16 protein-coding genes and 1 tRNA gene are annotated in these 25,877 nt (G+C 46.4%); 7 read left to right on the plus strand and 10 right to left on the minus strand.

The window, feature by feature from the left end; all coding sequences use genetic code 11:
* Positions 1-5: 5 nt before the first annotated feature.
* Genes DWY55_RS09505 through DWY55_RS09515 form a run of 3 tightly spaced genes read right to left on the minus strand, consistent with a single transcriptional unit; the run spans position 6 to position 6,905 of the window.
* Positions 6-1,976: a hypothetical protein gene (locus tag DWY55_RS09505; RefSeq protein WP_005824411.1), complete on the minus strand. Its 1,971-nt coding sequence runs from the start codon at positions 1,974-1,976 to the stop codon at positions 6-8.
* Between the two features lie 41 nt (positions 1,977-2,017).
* On the minus strand, positions 2,018-3,697 hold the full coding sequence (locus DWY55_RS09510) for a RagB/SusD family nutrient uptake outer membrane protein (protein WP_117680860.1): 1,680 nt from the start codon (positions 3,695-3,697) through the stop codon (positions 2,018-2,020).
* 13 nt (positions 3,698-3,710) lie between these two features.
* Positions 3,711-6,905 carry a SusC/RagA family TonB-linked outer membrane protein gene (locus tag DWY55_RS09515; protein ID WP_005824407.1) on the minus strand — a complete coding sequence of 1,065 codons (3,195 nt, stop codon included), beginning with the start codon at positions 6,903-6,905 and terminating at the stop codon, positions 3,711-3,713.
* Positions 6,906-7,252: 347 nt separating this feature from the next.
* Here DWY55_RS09515 and DWY55_RS09520 point away from each other — a divergent pair, with 347 nt between their 5' ends.
* Positions 7,253-8,212, plus strand: coding sequence for a FimB/Mfa2 family fimbrial subunit (locus tag DWY55_RS09520; protein ID WP_005833650.1), 960 nt, complete (start codon positions 7,253-7,255; stop codon positions 8,210-8,212).
* Positions 8,213-8,222: 10 nt separating this feature from the next.
* On the opposite strand, the gene DWY55_RS09525 is transcribed toward DWY55_RS09520, so the two are convergent.
* The 3 genes from DWY55_RS09525 to DWY55_RS09535 form a co-directional block, all read right to left on the minus strand.
* Entirely contained in the window at positions 8,223-9,611 is a 1,389-nt protein-coding gene (locus DWY55_RS09525; RefSeq protein ID WP_005824402.1) for a PAS domain-containing protein, read from the minus strand.
* Between the two features lie 229 nt (positions 9,612-9,840).
* Entirely contained in the window at positions 9,841-10,650 is an 810-nt protein-coding gene (locus DWY55_RS09530) for a Fic family protein (protein ID WP_034525383.1), read from the minus strand.
* A 75-nt stretch (positions 10,651-10,725) separates the two neighbouring features.
* Positions 10,726-10,809: transfer RNA gene (locus tag DWY55_RS09535), tRNA-Leu, on the minus strand.
* Between the two features lie 157 nt (positions 10,810-10,966).
* Here DWY55_RS09535 and DWY55_RS09540 point away from each other — a divergent pair.
* Positions 10,967-12,052, plus strand: a complete 1,086-nt coding sequence (locus DWY55_RS09540) for a mannose-1-phosphate guanylyltransferase (RefSeq protein WP_005824399.1) — start codon at positions 10,967-10,969, stop codon at positions 12,050-12,052.
* A 100-nt stretch (positions 12,053-12,152) separates the two neighbouring features.
* On the opposite strand, the gene DWY55_RS09545 is transcribed toward DWY55_RS09540, so the two are convergent.
* The 3 genes from DWY55_RS09545 to DWY55_RS09555 all read right to left on the minus strand — a co-directional run bounded on the left by DWY55_RS09545 (position 12,153) and on the right by DWY55_RS09555 (position 14,401).
* Entirely contained in the window at positions 12,153-12,545 is a 393-nt protein-coding gene (locus tag DWY55_RS09545; RefSeq protein ID WP_005824396.1) for an HIT family protein, read from the minus strand.
* A gap of 49 nt (positions 12,546-12,594) precedes the next feature.
* Positions 12,595-13,059 carry a transcription elongation factor GreA gene (greA, locus tag DWY55_RS09550; RefSeq protein ID WP_005824394.1) on the minus strand — a complete coding sequence of 155 codons (465 nt, stop codon included), beginning with the start codon at positions 13,057-13,059 and terminating at the stop codon, positions 12,595-12,597.
* Positions 13,060-13,249: 190 nt separating this feature from the next.
* Positions 13,250-14,401 (minus strand): thioredoxin-like domain-containing protein, encoded by a 1,152-nt coding sequence (locus DWY55_RS09555; protein ID WP_005824390.1) that lies wholly within the window; start codon positions 14,399-14,401, stop codon positions 13,250-13,252.
* A 207-nt stretch (positions 14,402-14,608) separates the two neighbouring features.
* Here DWY55_RS09555 and pnp point away from each other — a divergent pair, with 207 nt between their 5' ends.
* From pnp to DWY55_RS09580, 5 genes are all read left to right on the plus strand, one after another.
* Positions 14,609-16,753, plus strand: coding sequence for a polyribonucleotide nucleotidyltransferase (gene pnp, locus DWY55_RS09560; RefSeq protein WP_005824386.1), 2,145 nt, complete (start codon positions 14,609-14,611; stop codon positions 16,751-16,753).
* A 172-nt stretch (positions 16,754-16,925) separates the two neighbouring features.
* Positions 16,926-17,498, plus strand: a complete 573-nt coding sequence (locus DWY55_RS09565) for an RNA polymerase sigma-70 factor (RefSeq protein ID WP_005833682.1) — start codon at positions 16,926-16,928, stop codon at positions 17,496-17,498.
* A 96-nt stretch (positions 17,499-17,594) separates the two neighbouring features.
* A complete protein-coding gene (locus DWY55_RS09570) occupies positions 17,595-18,530 on the plus strand; it encodes a FecR family protein (RefSeq protein WP_005824380.1) in 936 nt (311 codons plus the stop codon).
* Between the two features lie 165 nt (positions 18,531-18,695).
* Positions 18,696-22,043 (plus strand): SusC/RagA family TonB-linked outer membrane protein, encoded by a 3,348-nt coding sequence (locus tag DWY55_RS09575; protein ID WP_117878255.1) that lies wholly within the window; start codon positions 18,696-18,698, stop codon positions 22,041-22,043.
* A 12-nt stretch (positions 22,044-22,055) separates the two neighbouring features.
* Positions 22,056-23,657, plus strand: coding sequence for a SusD/RagB family nutrient-binding outer membrane lipoprotein (locus tag DWY55_RS09580; RefSeq protein ID WP_005824376.1), 1,602 nt, complete (start codon positions 22,056-22,058; stop codon positions 23,655-23,657).
* Here the strand turns inward: DWY55_RS09580 and DWY55_RS09585 are convergent.
* On the minus strand, positions 23,654-25,858 hold the full coding sequence (locus DWY55_RS09585) for a sodium-translocating pyrophosphatase (RefSeq protein WP_009037367.1): 2,205 nt from the start codon (positions 25,856-25,858) through the stop codon (positions 23,654-23,656). The genes DWY55_RS09580 and DWY55_RS09585 overlap by 4 nt on opposite strands.
* Between the last annotated feature and the right edge of the window lie 19 nt (positions 25,859-25,877).

Raw genomic sequence — 25,877 nt, forward strand, 5'->3', positions numbered from 1 at the left:
AGTGGTTATTCAATGGTCATCGAAATTATCTCAACCTTCACATCCGGCTGTCCGTCTTCGGTGGCAGCCACAGTAGCAAGTCCCTTATTCTGGATACCGATACAGATACAACTGCTTCCTTCGTAAGTCACAGTGGCACCGGTGGTATTGGTCACGGACACAGTCTGTACAGCTCCTTCGGCAGTATCAAAGGCCACGGCATGAGCCAGGTTGTAGCAGTCATCTTCCCAAGCATTTCCGATGTTATTGTCCATAATCACGGTCTTAGGAGTCGCGCCCTCGTTCCAAGTGATTCCACTCAGCACTTTGTACTGTATCTTCAGCGTCTGGTTCTTTTTCAACTTCACCTTCGTGATGTCGATCGGCCATCCCGCGTCACCACCGCCCCAAGGATTGTAGAACTGCAAGCGCAAACGATCGGGATTTCCGTCACCGAAAAGAATTTGTACCTTGCTGTTGTCTACCTTGATTTCAGTAGGCCCGGTAGGTCCGGTAGCGATAGGTTTGTAGTTGAGGTTGGCACAAAGATAAGAATCCACGGCTCCCTTGTCATTGGTCGTTGCAGGCACACCCATCTGGAAAGAGCTGGTGACATCGCAAGCCATTACGGTAAACTCGCTTCCCTTCACTTCCACCGTGCGCTTATCACCGGTAGCGGTGAGGACGGTTATCTCAACCGGATTGCCGTCGGCATCCATAAATTTCAATTTGCCGTCTTCAATGGCAAGCTTACCGGCATTGGTACCGTCATCCCATTTGTAGCCATCGGCCGTGCTGCTCAATACCAGCTCATAGTCGGCAATGGAAGCATCGGCCACAGGTGCCCATGAAGAACCGTACTGTCCCTTCACTACGCTTTCCCAAGCAGCAGAGCCACCATTCCACCATGTCCAGTCATAAGGTTCTTCATCATTGATGAGGAAGCGTGCCTCATTGCCCACATAGGTGACACCGTTGATTTCAGTAGTGAACAGTTTGGTTGCCAAATCTTCAATGGCAGGCTGTTGTACTTCGGCAGGCTGAAGCAAACCCGGATCTTCAGTCGGTATGATACTGGGGTCATTATAAGCCTCTTCGGAAATGAAGTTCCACACCAGCCACCACGGACCTTCGCTATTGGTACGCATCGTAGCTACCTGCAGCAGATAAGGAGTACATTCTATAATCTTGATGTCGTTGGTATAGTTGGAACAGACATCATCAAAACCCTCGTTATGCAATGAATAGGTACCGCCATAGAAAGATATGACAGGGCGTTTCGGGTCAGACACATTCAAGTTGAAAGTTCCGGTGGCATCCGTCGTGCCCGAAGCAGCCACCCGATGAAGTTCCACCGTACAGCCTTTCACAGCATCCAGGCCGAAAGTGATGTACGACTGGAAATAGGGGTCGTCTGCCGGAATGAGCCACGATTGGATACCCGGATCCCAGTTGGGAGCCCAATTGGCGCTACCAATCATAAGGTCGGTAATATTGCTTCCATCATTTTTCACATCAGTGTGGCTCATGTACATCACCGGTCCCGAACAACGGCCAATACCAAAGTTCTTGTCAATGGGAACCCACTTACGGCTCTTGCCCACTCCACCTGCAAGGTTAGCCCAGATAGGGTCTTCGAGCATGGCAAAGTTATTGGTCTCTACCTTGAAGGTATATGGTTCGCCATATACCGGACCTGCCGGTGTGGAAGCGCCGAAAGTCACGCTATATTCTCCGGCAAAAGGAAGTGCCAAGTCAAGAGTGGTCTTTTGAGAAGGACCGCTTGGAGTGACCCACAAGGGAGTGGCTCCCTTGATGAGCGAAGTCAGATGAATCGTATTAGGATCATTGGCATCAGGGGTCACCGTATAGGCGATACCTTCCACCAAATCATCGGAAACATAGGTTTTTGCCCCCATCTCGTACTCTTCGGGCGAGCAAGCGGAAAATATCAAAGCCGCTCCTGCCAATATGGAAAAGAATGATTTAAGTCTCATATCTTATTGTTTTTATTTTTTATTTACTCTATTAATGGTACTCACCATCCGGGATTCTGCACAAGTACACTCTGTGAAAGGTTAATTTGATTATAAGGAATCTGGCTCAAGCCTTTGGTGGCTTTCACACGGTCGACCCGTATGGTTATTGCATCATCAGCGCCTCCACTCTTCACCTTGACACCATTCAAGGCGAGCTTCTCGGCTGCCACGTCTATACCTTGACGCAGGAGATCCCAATAATTAATGCTTTCAAAAGCAAATTCAAGACGACGTTCTTCCATAATAGCTTGTTGAGACACACTCTTAGCTTGATAGTTGGCCGATACTGTTCCGTTGTCATCAACCTGATAAGCACGCTTACGCACTTGGTCGAAATAAGTTTGCGCATTGGGGCTACCCAGTTCTGCGGCCATCAACAATACGTCGGCATAACGGATAATAACGTAGTCTTGGCGGTTCTGTGTCTGGAAGTCACCGCTACCATCCTGCTTACCGGCATGGCTTCCATCGGCATAGCAAAGGGGAGCATACTTCTTCACAGCATAGCCGGTATATTCACGCCAGTCATTAAAACTGGTGGTAAAGTCGGCCGAACCGGTGATTCCTTCCCCTACCAAATCAATGATAGAAGCCGAACGGCGGAGGTCACCAGTGGGAAACGCTTCCACAAAATCAGGATTTACCGTCAATGCGCCCCATCCCTTGCAATAGGGAGCAGCATTAAGCTGGCGCATACCCAACATCACCTGCCAACGGTTGGAGTCATTATTCCCGTTATAATCCTGAGTAGCGGTAAATTTCAACGCAAGAATGGTTTCCTTGTTTCCATCACCGGCATATGTACCCTTCAAAGTTTCATAGTCTCCTTTTTCAGCCACTTTTGCAGAAGAAGCCGGCCATAAATTCTTGAATTGCGGCACCAAACCATATTCTCCTGAAGCGATTACGTCTTCTACAGCAGCCAAAGCTTCGGCACGAGTCACCTCTACAGGTTCTTCACCGTAATATCCGGTATAGAAAAGATAGGCACGTGCCAGCAAAGCCTCGGCGGCATATTTTGTAATATGTCCGTCGTTCTTGGTATAGTCGGCCTTGGGATAAGCGTCACCGGGAATATTCTCGATAGCATATTTTAAGTCAGTAAATATGGCACTGAACACCTCTTTGGCAGGTGAAGGAGCGCGATTTTCGTTTATCGGTTCCAGAAAGAGTGGGATATTCCCCCATAAACGAACCATATCCAGATAAAGCAATGCACGCAACGTACGACATTCGCCCATATAGATACCACGTTTGCTATCCGATTCATTCCATACAATCTGCTCTTCATGAGCTATCAGCTCGTTGCAACGATAGACGCCCGCATAATAATTTTTCCAGTCACCTTCGTATAGGTTGAGGTCAGCCGGCGATTGGGAGATGTCAAAACGGTCAATGGCCTGATAGCCACGTCCATCGGCATTTCCGGTAGCGCCAAAACACTCGGCACTCATCACCTCGGAAGCCATATAAAACCCTACCATCATGGCTGATGAAGTCTGGCGCCAACCATCATAACAACCTATCAGAGCACGATAAGCATCTTTTTCAGTCTTATAGAATGTACCGGTTGAAGATTCAGTCTTCGACGTAACATCGAGAAAACTGTCGGTACACGAAGCCAGTCCCAAACTCAGGAGCAGGACACTTGCCATAAATATATTTTTGTTTTTCTTCATATCAGTCTATATTTTAAAATTTCAAGTTAACACCAAACAATACGGTACGGGGACGGGGGTAATAACCTAAATCAACGCCCGATACCCAACCTTGTCCGTTATCTCCTTCGGGACCATAACCTATTTCCGGATCCATGCCGTCATATTTGGTAAATGTGAACGCATTCTGTACCTGAGCATAGATACGGCACTGGCTGATGACCTTACATCTCAGTAGCTTGGCAAAGTCGTAGCCCAAAGTAATGTTACTGATTCGCAGGTAATCACCATCCTGCACATAGAGGTCTGAGAACTGCCAGTTGAGATTCTGGTCTGTGACACGAGGTATGCGATTGCTGGTTCCCTCTCCTGTCCAACGTCCTAAAATTGCAGTAGTATAATTGGCTTGCTTGGAGGTATGGTTACGATAGCTCTGGACAATCTGCTGTCCGAAAGCACCGTTGGCCACTACAGAGAAATCAAGTCCTTTCCAGTTGAAACCGAGATTGAAGCCCATAGTGAAATCAGGAATACCGTTACCAAGATCGGTCTTGTCAAGCTCGTTCACCCGTCCGTCATGGTTGATGTCCACAAACTTCACGTCACCTGGTTGTACGTCAGCTTGCAGCACACCGTTACCAGCCTTAATCCAATCCTCTATTTCTTGATTGTTTTGGAATATGCCTGCTGTCTTGAAACCATAGAAATAACCGATAGGCTTACCATTCTCGGCACGATAGAATTCAGGAGTATTGTCATACAACTGGTTGGTAGAGCCATGAATGATACCATCGTCGTTAGGAATCTCTCCGACCTTATTCTTATTGTAGGCACCGTTGATACCGATATTGTAACTAAAGTCTTTGCCTATTTGGTCATTCCAAGTAAGATTGAGTTCCACACCGGTGTTTTTCACTCCACCGCCATTAATATAAGGAGCACCTGCTCCGGCAGTAGCAAGAATAGGAGCCACCACGAGCCAGTCTTTAGTATCTTTAATGTAGAAATCGAAATTAACACCCAGGCGACTGTTGAGGAATCGGGCATCAAGACCGATATTGGTCTGCTGTGAAGTCTCCCACTTGATGTCAGCATTAGCCAGACGACTAGGGTAAGCTCCCCAGTTGGTTCCGAGCTGTGCCGCAGCATCCGAGTCGCCGTAACCGCTGCCGAAAAGATAGTGTGTATTGGTACTCTTGATAGGAGCCAGATATTGGAATGCGTCAATGTTGGCATTACCCACTTGTCCCCAGCTGGCACGTATTTTCAGGAAGTCGAGCCAGTTTTGCGTACTTTCCATGAATTTTTCGTTAGTAATGGTCCATCCTGCCGATACCGAAGGGAAGTAACCAAAACGGTTGCCTTTGGCAAAGTTGCTCGAACCGTCTGCACGCAAAGTAGCATTGACCATATAAGTTTCTTTCCAGTTCCAACCCAATCGGCCGAAATAGGACACCTTGCGGCTCTCGGTATGCGGATTGCCACTGGCACCCAAGCCGTTGGTCGAATCGGAGGCCGTTCCGTTGCCCACAAAAGCATGCTCCCAATCATCAAAACCTTCTTTCAACATACCATTTTTAGCTTCGATATAAGTGCCCTCGTAACGATAGGCTTCCATACCCAGCAAGGCGTTGAACGAATGTTCTCCCATAGTCCAGTCATAAGAAGCCGTATTGGTCCATGTCATACCCAAAGAGTGATTGGCATTTTGAGATACGGTAGTACGTTCTTCATTATATATATATTGGCTGAACTTGTAGAGAGGCTTGAAACTACGGTATTCGCTGGAACCATAAACCACACCGAATACAGACTTTATCTTCAAATTCTTGACAGGCTGCAATTCAGCATAAACATTACCGGAAAAAGTAGCCGTTTTGTTCTCATTGTTGCTGTCGGTCATCATTAAACCATAAGGGTTTCCATCACCTTTATTCCAGTCACTGGTACTGGTGTCATTGTAAGGCGAATCATAAAGATTATTATCGCTATAGACAGGAGCGATAGGCGATGTTCCGAATGCACCGCGTAAGGTATTATTATATTGGTTGCCTACACTGATACCGTTATTCATCTTATATACAAAACTCACCTGCTCGCCCACTTTCAAAATATCCTTGAAAAGTTTGTGCTCGCTGTTCACACGGAAATTGTAACGCGAATAGTTAGACACATCCGAACCGCCGACAATACCTTCCTGACTCATATATCCTAACGAAAGGGCATAAGTGGAAGTTGCGCTTCCACCAGTGACACCCAGCGTATAGCTCTCCGTTGTGGCATTATCTTTGAACATAGTATCTACCCAATCCGTATCATACACATTGCCATTGGCATCGTAAATAGACTGGTATTGGCTCCAATCGTAAGCCGAAAGTCCGCTATTCAAAGCCTGCTCATCCATAATGGCCATATACTCTTTTGCATTCAGCATATTAGCCTTACGAGCTACATTCTGTATTCCATAATAAGCATCGAAACTAATCTGCGCTTTACCTTCGCGCCCTTGCTTGGTAGTAATAAGCACTACACCATTAGCACCGGCCGAACCGTAGATAGCCGCACTAGCCGCATCTTTCAGTACATCTATACTTTCAATATCGGCAGGATTCAAAGTAGAAATATCACCACCCACACCATCAATCAGATAAAGAGGAGCACTATTTCCCACGGTACCAAGACCACGGATACTCACTTTCATGTCAGCACCCGGTTGACCGGAAGTCGAAGCAATACTTACACCCGGTGTCTGTCCCTGCATAGCCTGCAAGGGATTGGTTGTATTCATCTTGGCTATTTCGTCACCCTTCACCTGAACAGTGGCACCCGTCACCAATTTCTTCTTCTGGACACCATAGCCCACTACAACCACTTCATCCAACATTTCCGTGTCCTCCTTCAGCACCACATTGATGACGGAAGAAGTACCTACCTTGATTTCCTGTGATTGATAACCGATGTAAGAAAACACCAGTGTCTGTCCTTGTTGGGCACTTACCGAATACCGGCCATCAATGTCGGTAATTCCACCCGTAGCGGTTTCTCTCACCTGCACGCTGACACCTATCAACGGCTCACTATCCGTAGCCGATGTCACAACACCCGAAATGGTCTTGTTTTGAGAAGGATTAGCCTGCAGGCTACTGATTGCAGGTACAAGAAACAAAAGTACCAATGCAACACGGCATAAACGCAGATTTATGCACTTTTCCAAGAATGTTTTTCTCATTGTACATTATTTAATGGTTAATATCAAAGATTCATTGTGTTCTTCAATTAATACCAAAGAACTCGGATGCAAATGTATGGAGGAACAAGAAAAGAATGTCGAGAAATTGTTACGAAGAGTATATGATTTCGTTAATCAAGGCTTCTAAAATGTTACTAAAAAAGGTATAATTTGTTTTCCATCCCTTCTCTAAGCCTTTTGAAGAGGGGCTATTCTTCCCATTCCCCTCAATACCGGAATTGGTTTCACCTCACTTTTCCATCCCCAATATACTTTCTCCGGAGTACAAAGAACCATTTCTTTCTAAAAACGTTCTCAAGGAAGAACAACCTAAAGCTTAACAGATAATGAAAAAATTAGTAGTATTTGCAGTACTTGCCGCAATCGTGGCAAGCTGCGCCGATGACAATCCGCCCCAGATAGAAAAAAGCAGTGAGTTGGTATCACCACGACTTTTGATGGACGTGTCCACAGAAAGCGGACAAAGCCCGCTGACCGGCATACTGACCATCATGCCCTGCAAGGCGGGCACCTCTATTTATTATGGAAACTACATAAACCGGAAGCTGACACCTTTTTACGGTTACTACCAAGTTAAAGACGGAGCTTTCTATAACGATGGCGTCAATCGAGAGTTATCCTTACCCGCAGGTCTCTATAACATGATTTATTGGGGAACCCCTAAATACGAGGAGCCGATTTATGCACATCCTCTCATGAGGGACCCGGTCTACATCTTAGGCGAAGACATGTCCCGGCAACACTTCTCCCTATTCAAAATGGAAGCGGACACAACCTATTATCCGGTATTCGACCTGGTACACGCCGTCCAGCCTGCCAACATTGGAAGTGAGGACCTGAAAGCATCCCTCAAACGGGTAGTGACCGGACTGAAAGTAATCATCAAGGACAAGAACAACGGCATCCTCAGTTCGAGCATCGACAGCATGGTGGTGCGCATCACCAATATTGCTGGAGAACTGAATTTCTACACCGCCGCTCCTCAAGGAAGCCCACGCACAGTAGCCTTCCCTCTGGTCCGTTCCGTCGACGGTACACAAATGAGCAACGCCACCGTCATGCTCTTCCCTTCTTTCGGGAAACCGGAATTCCAGATGAGCATCATACTGAAAAATGGAAACGTGAAAAGTTTCAAGCAAACATTGAACGGACCTTTGGAAGCAAACTCCAAACTGACCCTGACCCTCACTCTGGGAGACATCTTTTCCGAAGAATCATCCGGAGAATTCACCCTTGACAACTGGAACGAGGAAAGCCAGACAATCGATGTCCCTTCATTGGATTGAGCTTGCAGCATCAAGGAAAGATAGAACGGTGCGCGTCCATCTTATAAAAAGGCAACGTGAACCAGAAAGTGGAGCCCTTGCTCAACTGTGACTCCACCCCTATCTCTCCTTTCAGTTCCTTCACAATGTTTTGCGAAATGGCCAGTCCCAGTCCGGTACCTTGCTTAAAGGAATCCAGCTTCACAAAGCGGTTAAAAATCCCCTGCGCATTCTCAGATGATATCCCCGTCCCGGTATCGGTGACATAAAAACGGATATAGCTATTTTCGGGCATTCCGTAACCAATGGTAATGCTACCGGCAGCAGTAAACTTCAGCGCATTACTGATGAAGTTATTGAATACCTGAGTAATTCTGCGCTGATCGGTATACAGCAGCAAACCGGGCAATGGCGTAACCGTGACCAGACGCACGTCTTTATTGGTCAGCCTGATACTTGTAGCCTGCTCTATCTCGGACACCATTTTATTGATATCCACGTTAGCATAGACATACTCCAATGTACCGGCTTCTATCTTCGACAAATCCAGAATGTCATTGATGAGCTGCAACAGCAGTTCATTATTCCGCTCTATAATATCGAGATACTCCACCCGTTCTTCCTCAGACACTTCCGTGGCCAAAATACTCGAAAAACCAACTATTGCATTGAGCGGAGTACGTATCTCATGACTCATATTGGCCAGGAAAGCCGATTTTATCCGGTTGGACTCCTCAGCCTCCTCTTTGGCCAGACGTAGTTTGCGCTCCATGATTTTCAAATCAGTAATGTCCCAAGCAGTATAAACAATCCACTTGCGACCATCAGAAAGCTTTATAAAATTATTGTTCTGGAAGGTAAACCGCTCCTCGTTCTTCTTGGTAAAAAAACGTCGTATACCTTCTTGTGGAATCCCCGTCTTGACCAACTCTTCATCCTCCTTCCTAATTAAAGCCGCAGCCTCTGGCATTGTTTCAAAATCCGTCTTGCCTATAGCCTCTCTGGCCGAACATTCAAAGAGTTCCTCTGCCTTTTTATTCCAAAAAGTATAGCGCATCCCATCATTCACATCCTTCACTTTTGCCGCAATGGGAAGATTATCAAGAATGCCTTCCAACAGTTGCAGATACCTCTCCCGGTCCCTTTCCCTCAATTTCTTCATCCGCCTCTGCATGAAGAAAAAGAAGAGGCACAGCACCAATGTACCTAAAAGAATGGAAATATAGACCATCTCTCTTTGAACAAACCCGTCGGGAATATCAAGCCTTTCCTGCAAGGTGAAAGCAGTATCGAAAAGTTCGGGGCTTTCAGCCATTTTGTCAGCCAATGCCGGATGAACAAAGATTATACAAAAAGAGAAGAATATCGTCAGTAACCGAATACTTCCGAGAGGTAAAAAAAGAGGAACATGTTTTGTCATAATTGGCAAACATTTAATAATTAAATAGTTAGATAAGATTCCAGCTACTGCAAATTTAGAAAAAAATAAATGCGAAAACAGTATCTACGAAATAAATTTGCATTTTACACCCATTATTTTGTATTTAATGCCGAGAAGAGAATATTTTGAGAATAACCCAATACAAAAGGATGATACAGCACAATCAGCTAATGCCTATATGAGCTTATCAGGAAGGAATCGTCGCTTTTCAAAACATGAGATTAAAACCTTTTTTACGTCCAGTATTGTATTTCTCAATCTCTGACGCAAATGATTTTTTCAGCTGCGCTGCCATAAAGTCCAAGAAAGGCTGACTGTTCTCATCTTCTTGCGACTGCCGCAAAGAAAGAATATAGTCGCCCCTATCTTCTTTAAAGATTTTCGTCGGAAAAAGATGATGGCAGAACTGGATATAGTTCATCAACAAACGAGCCGTTCTCCCATTGCCATCTACCCACGGATGAACGGTTACCAAATTGAGATGAGCATTGAAACTCAATTCATATCGTTCCCGAAATGTTTCCATATTCTTTTGCTTTTCTCTCAATATAGAACAAAGTTCTTCTACTTTAGCGGGAACTTTAGGATAGCTCATATAAGAACACCCGCCCACCCCAGCAGTAACGCCGCACAAACGAAATTCACCTTTAGAAGAATCAAAAGAACCGCCCATTACATTATATACACTCCCAGTAGTACGCATTAGAGCAGCATTCAATTTTTGTAAGAAAACAGGCGTAATTTCCGCATTTTGTGCACTTTCTTCTTTGGCGAGTTCGTATGCCTTCTTCAAATCCTCATTCATCAGATGATAGACCAACGGCTTTCCTTTGGCTGTTACCCCCTCATCAAAAAGCAACTGGGTATCCAATTCGGTAAGTGTAGAGCCCTCAATAGCAGTAGAATGGGTAATAAGCGAATAGAGGTAGTACTTTTCATAGTCTACCGACTGACTGATACCAAGCCTCACAAATTCTTGATTCAGTACTTCTATCTCTTGCCAGATATCTGTTCCCATGAGCAAAGGGCATAAAAGATAAGTATAAAAAGAAAGCGGGAAAAGCATTAAAACTTTCCCCGCTTCTTTATTTCGTACCCAGACCCGGGGTCGAACCGGGATGGAAGTGAATCCACTGGTGTTTGAGACCAGCGCGTCTACCGATTCCGCCATCTGGGCATGTTTGACTTCTCAAATGCGGTGCAAAGATACAGCTTTTTTCTAAACCTGCAATACTTTTCCTAAAAAAAGGCGAAAAAAACGATAAAACCTGCTTGAATCATTCCTTGTTTGTAAAATATGCAGTACATTAGCAGAAACTTTTAAAATCAATAGCATGGTAACCAATAAGGATAATTTCTGTGTAATTATGGGCGGAGGAATCGGCAGCCGTTTCTGGCCATTCAGCCGCAAGACACTTCCAAAACAGTTTCTGGATTTCTTCGGTACAGGACGTTCCTTGCTGCAGCAAACCTTCGACCGCTTCAAGCAGGTAATCCCCATGGAAAATATACTTATCGTAACAAATGACTTGTATGCCGACCTTGTAAAAGAACAGCTTCCCGAACTTAAACCCGAACAGATTCTACTGGAGCCGACACGCAGGAATACAGCCCCCTGCATTGCGTGGGCTTCCTATCATATCCGCGCCTTGAATCCGAACGCCAATATAGTGGTAGCTCCTTCGGACCACTTAATCCTGAAGGAAGGCGAATTTCTGGCAGCTATCGAAAAAGGGCTGGACTTCGTTTCCCAATCGGACAATCTGCTGACACTCGGCATCAAGCCCAACCGTCCGGAAACCGGATATGGCTATATACAAATAGCCGAAGCCGCCGGTGATAATTTCTACAAGGTAAAAACCTTCACTGAAAAGCCCGAACTGGAACTGGCAAAAGTATTCGTGGAAAGTGGAGAATTCTATTGGAACTCTGGTCTGTTCATGTGGAACGTAAATACCATCATCAAGGCAAACGAAGCCCTGCTGCCCGAGCTGACTTCCAAACTGGCCCCCGGCAAAGATGTGTATGGAACAGTCCAAGAGAAACAATTCATTGATGAGAACTTCCCTGCTTGCCCCAATGTCTCCATAGACTTCGGCATCATGGAAAAGGCAGACAATGTATATGTGTCATTAGGCGATTTCGGCTGGTCTGATTTAGGAACCTGGGGGTCTTTGTATGATTTGTCTCCCAAAGATGAAGCAGGCAATGTAGCCTTAAAATGTAAATCCCTCATCTATAATAGCAAAGACAATATCGTGGTGCTGCCCGACAACAAACTTGCAGTTATCGACGGTTTGGAAGGTTATCTCATAGCCGAGTCGGACAATGTATTACTGATTTGCAAGAAAGATGAAGAACATACCATCCGCAAATATGTGAATGATGCCCAGATAAAACTGGGAGAGGAATACATTTAAATTAAAAATTAAAGGATAGGTGCCGAAGGCAAAAAAATAGCGGGAGCTGGATGAAGTCCAACTCCCGCTTCCGTTTATTTAGGGGAGGAAAATAAACCGATTAAAGCACTGCACGGATAGCTTCTGCCACAGCCTTGAATTCTTCGTCCGTCAGTTTCAGTTTGGGATTGGAGAAAAGCATATCTTTTTCGTTCTGCATAGGAATCAAATGTATGTGCGCATGAGGCACTTCCAGCCCCAATACCGCTTCTCCTACCTTTCTACACGGAAAGGCCTTGCCGATGGCAAGTGCCACTCTCTTGGCGAAAACATGCATCGCCGCCAAATCCTCATCGTTCAAATCGAAGATATAATCCACTTCCTGCTTGGGAATGACCAATGTATGACCTTTTACCAACGGATTGATGTCAAGGAACGCAAAGAATCTGTCATCCTCCGCCACCTTGTAGCAAGGTATTTCACCTGCGATAATTCTACTGAATATTGTTGCCATAGCTATAAATTATAAAATAAGGCAAGCCCGTATGCGGACCTGCCTTCCTTTAAAAGGATATGTTCACTACTTCCAGGTTAATCATGCCCTGCGGAACTTTAATTTCTGCGATGTCACCTACTTTCTTGCCAAGCAGACCTTGTGCAATCGGAGTATTGACGGAAATCTTTCCTTCCTTCAGATTGGCTTCACTTTCGGAAACGATAGTATAAACCATCTTCATGCCATTCTTCACGTTCTTAAGCTCTACCTTATTGAGAATCTGTACAGAATCGGTTTTCAACTTCGACTCATCAATAATCTTAGCGTCGGCAATGGTCAGCTTCAAGTTGTTAATTTTCATCTCAAGCATACCTTGAGCTTCCTTGGCAGCGTCATACTCTGCATTTTCCGACAAATCACCTTTGTCACGCGCTTCGGCAATGGCAGCCGATATTTTGGGACGTTCCACCGTCTCCAGGTGTTTCAATTCGGCCATCAATTTCTTGTAGCCGTCTTCTGACATATAAGCCATACTTTTTCCTCCTTAAATGTTATGTTAGTTTTTAATGGTACTATAAACAAAAAAGAATTCCAACATGGTCAGCATGCTGGAACCCTCTTTCCGATTTTCCTTTGCAAAGATAGCCTTTTATACAATGCGTGTCAAGCATAAAAGGCTGCTTTGTAACATATTTAAACGAAAACTTCTTATTTATAACATGTTACAGCAATGCTTTCACTGCCGCCTCCAGGTCTTTAATGCTCTCTCCACGGGCACTCAACTCATTGTTCTTGTTGACCAGGAACACAGAAGGCACATTCTTCACATTATAAGAAGCCGCTATAGACGAATAAATTCCATTGCCGTCGCGCACACAAATCCAAGGCAGATTGTCGGCAGTTGTTTTCCAATAGTGCTCGTCTGCATCCAGAGAAACCTGATAGATTTCCAATCCCTGGGCGGCATACTTGTCGTACAAGTCGCGCAACATATAATTATGTGTAGCAGAAACGGCACTCTGATAAACAGTGAAGTCCACAATAACAGCCTTGCCCTTCAGTTCGCTCAACTTACGTGTATTGCCCTTCATGTCACGCAGGTTAATGTCGATGATGCCGGTTTCGGAAATTGCCTCTTCGGGGATTTCCACCACCTTCTGCTGCGGAGTACGGGTATTCTTCATTCCCTTTATCACAATATTGTAGAGGTTCTTGGAGCGGTCGGCATCCGGATAATAATTGTTCAGGCTGGTTGCCACGGCTGCAAAACACTTAATGTCTTCCTTATTGTTCAGAGGGTCGAAAATCAAATAATTATTCAACTTCTGGAACAAGGCGAAATAGGCAGCAGCCGTATTGGGAGCGGCAAAAATATAGCTGATTTTCACTTCATCCTTATAGTTCTTCAATAAAGAGGCAAGACTGTCCTCAAAAACATCGGCACCTATCTTATGTGCCTGCACCGACTGCAGCAATGCATTCACATTATCCTGAAGCTTCATCTGCTTCAGCGTCAAGTCCTTTATCTTCGAGCTATTCGGAGAACCTTCCACTGTATAGGCAGTGGCGAAATCGGTATAAGGTGCCTTTACCAAAACCGTTTCCGTCGAATCTACCGAGAAATTAATAACCTTGTCGTCTACCCGCAGACGGTAAAATTCCGGAGACACCGGACGTACCTGCTTGAAGTGGAAAGAGCCATCCCCTTCCAGTTTTACAGAATCCAAAGGAACAATACCTTCCAATGCCGAGGCTTCCAAATAAAGCATCTTGCCGTCGGCACCAGACACTTCACCCTCTACTTTGAATTTCGGTTCGGAATTACATGCACCCAATGCTATTGCAGCAAGTGCCATAAAAAAGATTTTCTTCATATCGTATCTTCAGTTTTGTTTTGCAAACGTGCCTGCAAATATACTTCTTTTCAAGTTCAGTCAAAGCATTTTCCCTCGTTCTTCCATATAGAAAACTGCAAAAAACAACTAAATACAAACTTTTTATCTCATTCCCACCATTTTACATGAATAAATTATGTATCTTTGCACGAATTTTGAAAGAAAATTAGATATAAAACATTTTTTATGATTAACCCAATTGTTAAGACGATCGAGCTTCCTGATGGCAGAACCATCACGCTCGAAACGGGAAAGCTGGCAAAACAGGCAGACGGTTCTGTAATGCTTCGTATGGGCAACACCATGCTTTTAGCTACTGTTTGTGCCGCCAAGGACGCAGTTCCCGGAACAGATTTCATGCCATTACAGGTAGAGTACAAAGAAAAATTCTCCGCATTCGGACGTTTCCCCGGCGGTTTCACAAAGCGCGAAGGACGCGCTTCTGACTACGAAATCCTCACTTGCCGCCTCGTTGACCGTGCTCTCCGCCCCTTATTCCCTGATAATTTCCATGCAGAGGTATACGTAAACATCATTCTTTTCTCAGCAGACGGCGTAGATATGCCCGACGCTCTGGCCGGACTCGCAGCTTCTGCCGCACTTGCAGTTTCAGATATCCCCTTCAACGGACCTATTTCCGAAGTACGCGTAGCACGCATCAACGGACAATTCGTCATCAACCCTACCTTCGAACAACTAGAACAAGCCGATATGGACTTGATGGTGGGCGCCACTTACGAAAACATCATGATGGTGGAAGGCGAAATGGACGAGGTTTCCGAGCAGGACTTGCTGGAAGCGATGAAGGCCGCACACGAAGCCATTAAGATTCAGTGCAAGGCACAGATGGAACTGGCAGAAGAAGTAGGCTCTACCGTGAAACGCGAATATTGCCACGAAGTGAACGACGAAGAACTCCGTAAGGCCGTTCACGACGCTTGCTACGACAAGGCTTATGCCATTGCCGCTTCCGGAAACAAGAACAAGCACGAACGCATGGATGCTTTCGATGCCATCCGCGAAGAATTCAAGGCACAGTTCTCCGAAGAAGAACTGGAAGAAAAGGCAGCCCTCATCGACCGTTACTATCACGATGTGGAAAAAGAGGCGATGCGCCGTTCCATTCTGGACGAAGGCAAGCGCCTTGACGGACGTAAGACGACCGAAATCCGTCCTATCTGGTGTGAGACCAGCTACCTGCCCGGCCCTCACGGTTCCGCTATCTTTACACGTGGCGAAACACAGTCTTTGTCTACTGTGACTTTAGGCACCAAGTTGGACGAGAAGATTATCGACGACGTATTGGAACACGGAAAAGAACGTTTCCTTCTGCACTACAACTTCCCTCCGTTCTCTACGGGCGAAGCCAAGGCACAGCGCGGTGTAGGCCGTCGTGAAATCGGCCACGGCCATCTGGCATGGCGTGCATTGAAGGGTCAGATTCCTGCAAACTATCCGTATGTAGTACGCGTGGTATCCGATATCCTCGAATCAAACGGTTCTTCTTCCATGGCTACCGTATGTGCCGGAACTCTGGCATTGATGGATGCAGGTGTGAAAATCAAGAAACCGGTATCAGGTATCGCCATGGGATTGATTAAGAATGCAGGCGAAGACAAATATGCCGTATTGTCCGATATCCTCGGTGATGAGGACCACTTGGGCGACATGGACTTCAAGGTGACCGGAACAAAAGACGGTATCACCGCCACTCAGATGGACATCAAAGTGGACGGTCTGTCATACGAAATCCTCGAAAAGGCATTGCTGCAGGCTAAAGAAGGCCGTGAATATATCTTGGGCAAAATCACCGAGTGCATTGCCGAGCCTCGCGAAGACCTGAAACCTCACGCTCCGCGTATCGAGACAATGACCATTCCCAAGGAATTCATCGGTGCTGTCATCGGCCCTGGTGGAAAGATTATCCAAGGTATGCAGGAAGAAACCGGTGCTACCATTACTATTGAAGAAGTGGACAACATCGGTAGAATCGAAATCGCCGGTACCAACAAGAAGAGCATTGATGATGCTATGCGTATCATCAAAGGGATTGTAGCTGTCCCCGAAGTAGGCGAAGTCTACAAAGGCAAGGTACGCTCCATTATGCCTTACGGTGCATTCGTTGAATTCCTGCCGGGTAAGGACGGCTTGCTCCATATCTCCGAAATCGACTGGAAACGTCTGGAAACAGTAGAAGAAGCCGGTATCAAGGAAGGTGATGAAATTGACGTAAAACTTCTCGACATCGACCCGAAGACCGGAAAATTTAAGCTGTCACGCAAAGTATTGCTTCCGAGACCGGAAAGACAAGAAAGACCGGAAAAGAAATAAGAAATTTCTTATTCTTTAAGTATATAAAGCCTGGTGGAACCCCATCAGGCTTTCTTTTTGTCAATACTGCCAGAAATGGCTCTGAAAAAACAAGGCATAATGCTTGCATATTCCAAAAAGATTATGTTTTTTTGCTATGTAAAGCCTTATATTCCATAAAGAACCTCAATTAATGTCCGGTTTAAGGAGCCTACATACTATGAATCTTTTCTCACGCTTTTTCCAGGAAAACCAAGAAAAGTTTTTGGCTTTTGCTTATTCTTATCTCAGGGATAAAGCAGAAGCGGAAGACGTTGTGATGGAATCCATGATTGCCTTATGGGAAAACCGAGACCGCTGGGAAGAAAACAGTAACCTGCATGCCCTGCTGCTGACCATCATAAAGAACAAAGCCCTGCACGTACTCGAGCACAAGCAGGTGCGTCTGCGAGCGGAAGAAACCATCAGCAGCCACAACCTGCGCGAACTGGACTTACGCATCTCCACCTTGAAAGCCTGCGAACCGGACCAGATATTCAACACGGAAATACAGCATATCGTAAATAAGACCTTACAGGAAATGCCCGAGCAAAGCCGGAAGATATTCATGTTGAGCCGATACCAGAACCTGGCAAACAAGCAGATTGCCGATAGTCTGGACATATCACTTAAAACCGTAGAGGCACACATCACCAAAGTGCTGCGGATTCTCCGGCTGAGACTGAAAGATTATCTTGTTACCATACTCATAATATTAATATCCTAAAAAATGCTTCTACGGAATAGGGTTACCGCCCACTTTCCGGTTATATATACAAAAGGTAAAAAGAGCACGTTTTAGAAAAGAAATAAATTATTGACAATGAACCAAGAGCTATTATATAAATATTTCAAAGGTATTACTTCCGTTGAAGAAGAAAAGATGATACTCGACTGGATAGACGCCTCGGATGAAAACCGGGACATCTTCCTGAAAGAGCGCATGATATACGACATTTCCTTGTTCTCGGACAAGCAGGGAAACAATGAAAAGAAAACGGTGCACATCATGCCGATGCTCCGCTGGGCGGCCCGTATAGCCGCCGTCACCATTGTCGCCATTGCCGGTTATTTCATCACCTCCGACTTTTTATATAACAAGGAGGTGCAGTTGCAAACAGTCACTGTGCCTGCCGGACAACGGGCCCAAATTATCCTTGCCGATGGAACACGCGTATGGCTGAACTCCAAGTCCACCATGAAATATGCCGCCAACTTCGGACGCAACGAACGAAATGTGGAATTGGACGGAGAGGCCTACTTTGAAGTAGCCAAAAACAAGAATATCCCATTCTATGTACATACAGAAACGAACAAGGTAAAAGTTGTAGGAACGAGTTTCAACGTCTGTGCCTACAGTGGGAGCCATGAGTTCGGAACCACATTGGTGGAAGGTATCGTCGATATCTATCCGGCCAACAGCAGCCAGATAATCACCAGGTTGCAGAAAGACGAGGTATTTCTCAATGAAAACGGAAAATGTAGAAAGGCCGTCCTTCCTTCCTATGAATATCTACGCTGGAAAGAGGGACTATACTGTTTTGACGACGCTCCATTCAGCGGTATCCTCGGTAGACTGGAGAAATACTATAATGTAAAGATAACCGTTGCCAGTCCTCAACTGCTGAACTACGGCAGCTTTACCGGCAAGTTCAGAGAGCAGGACGGCATCGAACATATACTGCGGACCATCTCGAAAGACCATCCTTTCAAGTTCCGCATCAACGAAGAAAAGGATTCAATTGTTATATATGAGTAAGAAAAAAAGATCGGAAAGTACCCCCATACTTTCCGATCCGAAACAGTCAAAAATCGACCTTAATCAATTTATTAACTTAACACAGTGACAAAGATATGAGAAAAATTTTGTTGATGAGGCTTTTTTATCTAAAAAAATTAGATTTTAAGCAATTATTGCAAACCTATGAAAATCACATTATTCCTTCTCCTGCTTGTTATATTTCAGGTGTACAGCGGGAACTGCTACTCTCAGAATGCCAGGGTCAGCATTCAAAATGCCCGGCTGAGGGTAGGGCAAGTTCTCGAGCAAATTGAATCGCAAACAGAATACTTATTTGTATATAACAAACAGAACGTCGATGTACGCCGTACCGTCGACATCAATGCAAGCAACCAAACTGTTTCCGAAGTACTTGACCAAATGTTCAAAGGGACAGACATCAAGTATGTGATGGAAGGCAAAAACATCGTTTTAACCAAAAACAGCAGGAGTGCTGAGGATAAGACAGACACTCTGCAGGAAATGGCTACTGTAAGAGGAAAGGTGACGGACTCCAAAGGCGAACCGATTATCGGTGCCAACATTCTTGAAAAAGGGACCGCCAATGGTGTTATCACCAATACCGAAGGAGAATTTAGTATGAATATCCCTCCTTATGCCACTATTGTCGTATCCTACATCAGTTATGAGCCGCAAACCATTGCCCTGAACGGTAGAAATAATCTCCACATCCGGATGGAAGAAAAGAACCTCGCCCTGGAGCAAGTAGTGGTAACCGCCATGGGTATCCAGAAGAAAATGTCCTCATTGACCTATTCTACCCAACAGATAAGCAGCAATGAGCTGACCCGTGCCAAAGAGCCGAACATGATTAATACACTGGCAGGAAAGACGGCCGGAGTACAAATCAATAAAACCGCCAATTTAGGAGGTTCTGCCAAAGTCGTCATTCGCGGTACACGCTCTGCATTTGCCAGCGGCAACAACCAGCCCTTGTACGTAATTGACGGTGTTCCTATGCTGAACAGCTCAACAGAATCCACCTCCACCGTAATCGGCGGTAACTACGATGGATTGAACCGTGATGCCGGTGACGGGATTTCCAACTTGAATCCGGACGACATAGAAAGCATCAACATCCTGAAAGGTTCTTCTGCCGCCGCGCTTTATGGTTCGCAGGCAGCTAATGGCGTCATTCTGATCACCACTAAAAAGGGAAAGGCCGGACTGCAGCGCGTTACATTCTCCTCCAACCTGACCGTAAGTCACGCCATCAGTACCCCCGAATTCCAAAATACATACGGCCGGAACGAAGATGGCGGTACGGCAAGCTGGGGTACAAAAGGCAATGTAACGGACTATGACAACATAGGCGAGTTCTTCAGCAATGGCATCACCACTTTCAATTCGCTGGCTATCACTACCGGAAATGAAAAGGTACAAACTTATTTCTCATACGCCAACACCACGGCTAAAGGAATTGTGGACAATAACAAACTACAGAAGAATAACCTGAACCTACACGAAACGGCCAGCCTCTTCAACAACAAGCTGAAACTGGACGGCATTGCAACACTAATGACCCAAACCGTCAAGAACTCCCCTGCTACCGGCGGCTATTATCTGAATCCGCTGGTCAGCTTGTACAGTTTCCCACGTGGCGTAGACATGAGCACTTACAGAGAAAACTTTGAAACGTGGAATGCCGACCGCAATATGATGACACAAAACTGGATTGAAAAGAATGGAGATGGTACCGTCAGTGAATGGGGACAGAATCCCTACTGGCTGAAAAACCGCGTGCTCAGTGGCTACAAGCGTTATCGCGCTGTGGCATCGGCCAGAGCCAATCTGCACATTACGGACTACTTCAGCCTGCAGGTACGGGGTAATGTGGATTATATCAGTGATAAATTCGACAATAAGATGTATGCCACTACAGCTCCCAACATCGCCGGCAAATACGAGGACAAGGAAAACGGACGTTACATCTGGTCGGACAGCCAGGAAATCCAAGTCTACGGTGACGCAATGGTCTTGTTCAACAAGGAATTTGATGACTTTTCCCTCAATACGGCACTGGGAGCCAGCATCAACATGAGTAAAGTCAATTCACTGACGATAGACTCAAGGCTTGCTTCCCTCTACAAACCGAATGTATTTACCGTCCCCAATGTAGTGATGGACTCCAAAGCAGCCGTAAATCAGAGCATCGACAGCAAACGCACGCTCCAATCAGTATTTGCCACCATGCAGTGGGGCTGGAAAGGACTACTATACTTGGACATTACCGCACGTAACGACTGGTCATCCACATTAGCCCACACAGACAGCAAGAATACCGGATTCTTCTATCCCTCCATAGGAGCTACCTGGATTCTTAACAAAACCTGCTCCCTGCCCAAATGGATAAGTTTTGCAAAAGTGCGCGCTTCATGGGCGGAAGTCGGTAATGACCTCCCGATAGGAATCACCAATCCGGTAGACATCATCATGGTAGGCGGCAGTATCAATGTAAATACCGTAGAACAGCGCGGTGACCTAAAACCGGAAATCAGCAGCTCCATCGAATTCGGTACAGAATGGCGCTTCTTCCATCACCGCTTCGGGATAGACTTCACTTGGTATCAGACCAATACCAAGAACCAGTTGTTGAGAATGGACAATCCTACGGGCTCCACCTATAAATACCGGTATGTCAATGCCGGAAAAATACGTAACCAGGGTTTTGAGCTGACGGTAGACGCCACTCCGCTACTATACAGAAACTTTTCGTGGAAGAGTCTCATCAACATGTCCGCCAACAAGAACAAAGTAGTGACCCTGCATCCTGACTATCCAGAATTTTCCTACTACGAAGAAGGTTTCAACGCAGGCTATCAGATGCGCGTCAAAGAAGGAGGCAGCCTGGGGGATATTTATGGAAATGCTTTCCGCCGTAACGAGGATGGCAGCATCATGGTTGATGAAACCAGCAAAAGGCCTTTAGGAAATACCGGAAACAAGGATTTGCTTGGGAATGCCAATCCAGACTTCACCATGGGATGGAGCAACACACTTACCTACAAGAACCTGGAGCTCTATTTCCTGATAGATTTCCGCTTTGGCGGCGAAGTCATGTCACTGACACAGTCTGAGTTGGATGCCAACGGCGTGACCAAAGTCACCGAAGATGCCCGCACCCGGGGATATGTAGAATACCAGGGACAGAAGTTCAACGACCCGAGAGCATTTTACAGCGCAGTAGGCGGCAGAAATGCCATCTCCGAATATTATATGTACGACGCAACCTGCATCAGACTCCGTGAAGTATCACTGAGCTATTCTTTCCCGAAAACGATACTGGAAAACAGTAGATTCATAAAGGGAATCGACGTATCATTGGCAGCGCGCAACTTGTGTTTCTTAAAGAAGGAAGCACCGTTCGACCCCGATGCAGTAATGTCCGTAGGCAACAACAATCAAGGAGTAGACGTGTTTGGCATGCCTACTACCCGGAATATCGGCTTTAACCTAAGATTAACCTTTTAAAATGAATACCTTATGAAAAACAAGTGCATCATATTCCTTTTCTGCCATAGCATATTGCTGCTTGCAGCTTGCACCGGCGGTTTTGAGAACGACAACGAAATCAAGGGAGGTTTCTCGGACGACAAAAAGGAAATAGATTTCCAGAACCTAACTGCTCCATTCGAACCCATACAGTCGGGTATCTACTTCAATATAGGTTCTGTTGGCTTAAATTGGGTATGGCAGATGACACAATCCCTGAACCATGACATGTTCTCCGGCTACTTCATGGACCCTATTCCTAAATTCATGAAATCCAACGCCTGCTACAACCTGAACTCAGGCTGGACCAATGCCGCATGGCAATGTACTTACGGATATGTCTACACGGAGGTGCAGAAGGCAGAAAAGAACTTTTATGGCAATGACAACTTGAAAGGCTACCTCGGCATTACCGAAATTTTGAAAGTGGAACTGATGCACCGCATTGCCGATACATACGGTCCGCTGGTCTACCATCAACTGGGTGAGACACCCCGGGTTTACGGACAGCAAGAAGCCTATACACGCTTCTTTGCAGACCTGGACGAAGGGCAGCAATTGATAAGGGAATACCTGGACGAGGGCGGTGACAACAACAAATTCAAAGAGTATGATATGCTGACCAACGGCAAGACCTTGAAGGAGTGGTTAAAGTTTGCCAACTCACTACGTTTGCGCCTTGCCATGCGCATCTCCAATGTAGATGCAACACTTGCCAAAGACCAAGCAACCAAAGCACTGAATGACAATCAAGGTGTACTGGAAGGTGCAAGGGAAACCATCGCTGTAATGGGCAAGAACTATATCAATCCTTTGTGTGCCGTTGCCGGTTGGGGTGAAGTCTACATGAATGCCTCGATGGAATCCATTGTCAACGGTTATGAGGACCCGCGTGGCAAGAAATGGTATAACACCGCCCTTCTCGAAGGTTATCAAAAACAGTTGTTAGGCATTCCCATCGGGTTACCCATGAAAGACGGTGACGCCAACATTTACAGTTTTTGCTCTTCCCTCAACACAAGTACCATCGGCGAAAAGACCGGAGCCGTATTGATGAGTGCGGCAGAAGTCTGGCTGCTCAGGGCCGAAGCAGCCCTCCGTGGCTATACCAAAGAGAATCCCCGCACATGCTATGAATACGGGGTAAGTACTTCATTTACACAGTGGGACTGTGCTGGTGCCTCCGAATATCTGGAAAGCGACAAAACCCCTGCCGATTATAAAGATGTAGTCTCGGGCGGCAAGGTAGGCAAGGACATGAAAGCCTTGATTACCATATCCCCCAAATGGGAAGAAGATGCAGACATAGAGACGAAACTCGAAAAGATTATTACCCAGAAGTGGCTGGCATGCTGGCCCGAAAGTTATGAGGCATGGGCTGAGCAACGCCGTACCGGATACCCCAAACTTTTCAAGGTCCAAAACAACACCGGAAAAGTGATTGATACGGATATCATGATCCGCCGCCTTCCGTTCTCGACGGACGCTGCCACTGCCGACCCGGCACAATACGCCACCCTCACGGAAAAACTGGGTGGCGCAGATAACGGCGCCACCCGCCTTTGGTGGGATACGGGGAAAAACTCTTTCTAGAACAGACTCCACGCAACCGTAAGCCCTGCCATCACAATGGCTACCATGCTCATCAGCTTGATTAGGATATTCAAGCTCGGACCGGATGTGTCCTTGAACGGGTCTCCTACGGTGTCACCCACGACTGTAGCCTTGTGGACTTCACTGCCTTTGCCGCCAAAGTTGCCTTCTTCCACATACTTTTTGGCATTATCCCATGCACCACCGGCATTTGCCATGAAGATGGCAAGCACGAAACCACTGCTCAATCCGCCAATCAGCAGGCCGAGCACACCGGGAACACCGAAAATAAGTCCCGTCGCAATCGGAGCAATGATAGCTATCAGTGACGGAATCACCATCTCGCGTTGCGCCCCTTTCGTCGAGATTGCCACACAACGCTCATAATCAGGCTCCGTTTCTCCCGTAAGGATTCCCTTGATTTCGCGGAACTGGCGGCGCACTTCGTCTACCATATGGGCCGCTGCACGCCCTACCGCATTCATCGTCAATCCACAGAAAAGAAATGCCATCATCGAGCCCAGAAACATACCGGAAAGAACTTTCGGATTCATCAGCGTCACATCGTAGTGATGCATAAAGTCGAAGAAAGTGGCATCTTGAAGAGCCACGGCATCGCCATGAGGAAGCGACAGTTCGGTAGTCCCGAGGCGGGTCAGCCCGATACGGATTTCCTCGACATAAGAGGCCAGCAAAGCCAATCCCGTCAAAGCGGCGGAACCGATGGCAAAGCCTTTGCCCGTAGCGGCTGTAGTATTGCCCAAGGAGTCAAGCGCATCGGTACGCTTACGCACCTCTTCACCCAGACCGGACATTTCCGCATTGCCACCCGCGTTGTCAGCTATCGGTCCGTAAGCATCTGTAGCAAGCGTGATGCCCAATGTAGAAAGCATACCTACTGCGGCAATGCCAATACCATAGAGCCCCAGACCCACATTAGAGAAGTCGAAGCCCGAAGCAAAGAGATAAGAAGCAATGATACCTATCACCACGGCAATCACCGGAATAGCCGTAGAAAGCATTCCCAAGCCTATACCGGAAATTATGACTGTCGCCGGACCGGTCTTTCCGCTTTCACTCAGCTTTTGGGTAGGACGGTAGGATTGGGAAGTATAGTACTCCGTAGACCGCCCGATGATGATACCTACTATCAAACCCACTATCACGGAGCAGGAAATCCACAGCCAGTTGTCCAACTTCAGCAGCCACAGGATAAAGAAAGTGGCGACAACTATCAAAATAGAGCTGAGATTAGTACCGAAAGCCAGTGAGTTCAGCAAGTCCTTCATCTTCGCATTCTCTTTGGTACGCACGGAGAAGATACCGATAATGGAAAGCAATATTCCGACGGCTGCAATCAGCATCGGGGCGATTACGGCCTTGAACTGCATCAGCGTATCACCCGAGTGGATAAAAGCCGCAGCACCGAGGGCAGCCGTAGCAAGGATAGAACCGCAATAACTTTCGTACAAATCAGCCCCCATACCTGCCACGTCGCCTACATTGTCGCCTACATTATCCGCAATCGTGGCAGGATTACGCGGGTCGTCTTCGGGAATACCGGCTTCCACCTTTCCCACAAGGTCGGCACCTACATCGGCAGCTTTTGTATAGATACCGCCACCTACGCGTGCAAACAATGCCTGCGTGGAAGCGCCCATACCGAAAGTCAGCATGGTAGTGGTAATGATGCAGAGTTTATGGGTGGGAGTCATTACATCTTCCGGAATTACAGCATTCAGCAACAGATACCAGAAAGATATATCAAGCAAGCCAAGGCCAACCACTACCAGTCCCATCACCGCACCGCTACGGAAAGCCACGCGTAGTCCGGCATTCAGCGATGTGCGTGCCGCATTGGCAGTGCGAGCCGATGCGTAGGTGGCCGTCTTCATACCCAAAAAGCCGGAAAGTCCGGAAAAGAATCCTCCGGTAAGGAAAGCAATCGGCACCCAGGAGTTCTGCACTCCGAAACCGTATGCCATAATGGAGAAAAGGATAACCAGCCCCAGAAATACCCAGCCCACAATCTTGTATTGTTGGCGAAGGTAAGACATAGCACCTTTGCGCACAGCAGCGGCAATCTTAATCATCTGAGGCGTACCCTCACTCTCTTTCATCATCTGACGATGGAAATACCAGGCAAAACAAAGTGCCATAATAGAAGCGGCTGGAACCAGCCAGAATAGGATTTGGTCCATAGCATTTATTCGTATTAAA

The sequence above is a fragment of the Bacteroides sp. AF25-38AC genome (assembly GCF_003602995.1).
GTDB classification, from domain to species: domain Bacteria; phylum Bacteroidota; class Bacteroidia; order Bacteroidales; family Bacteroidaceae; genus Bacteroides; species Bacteroides uniformis.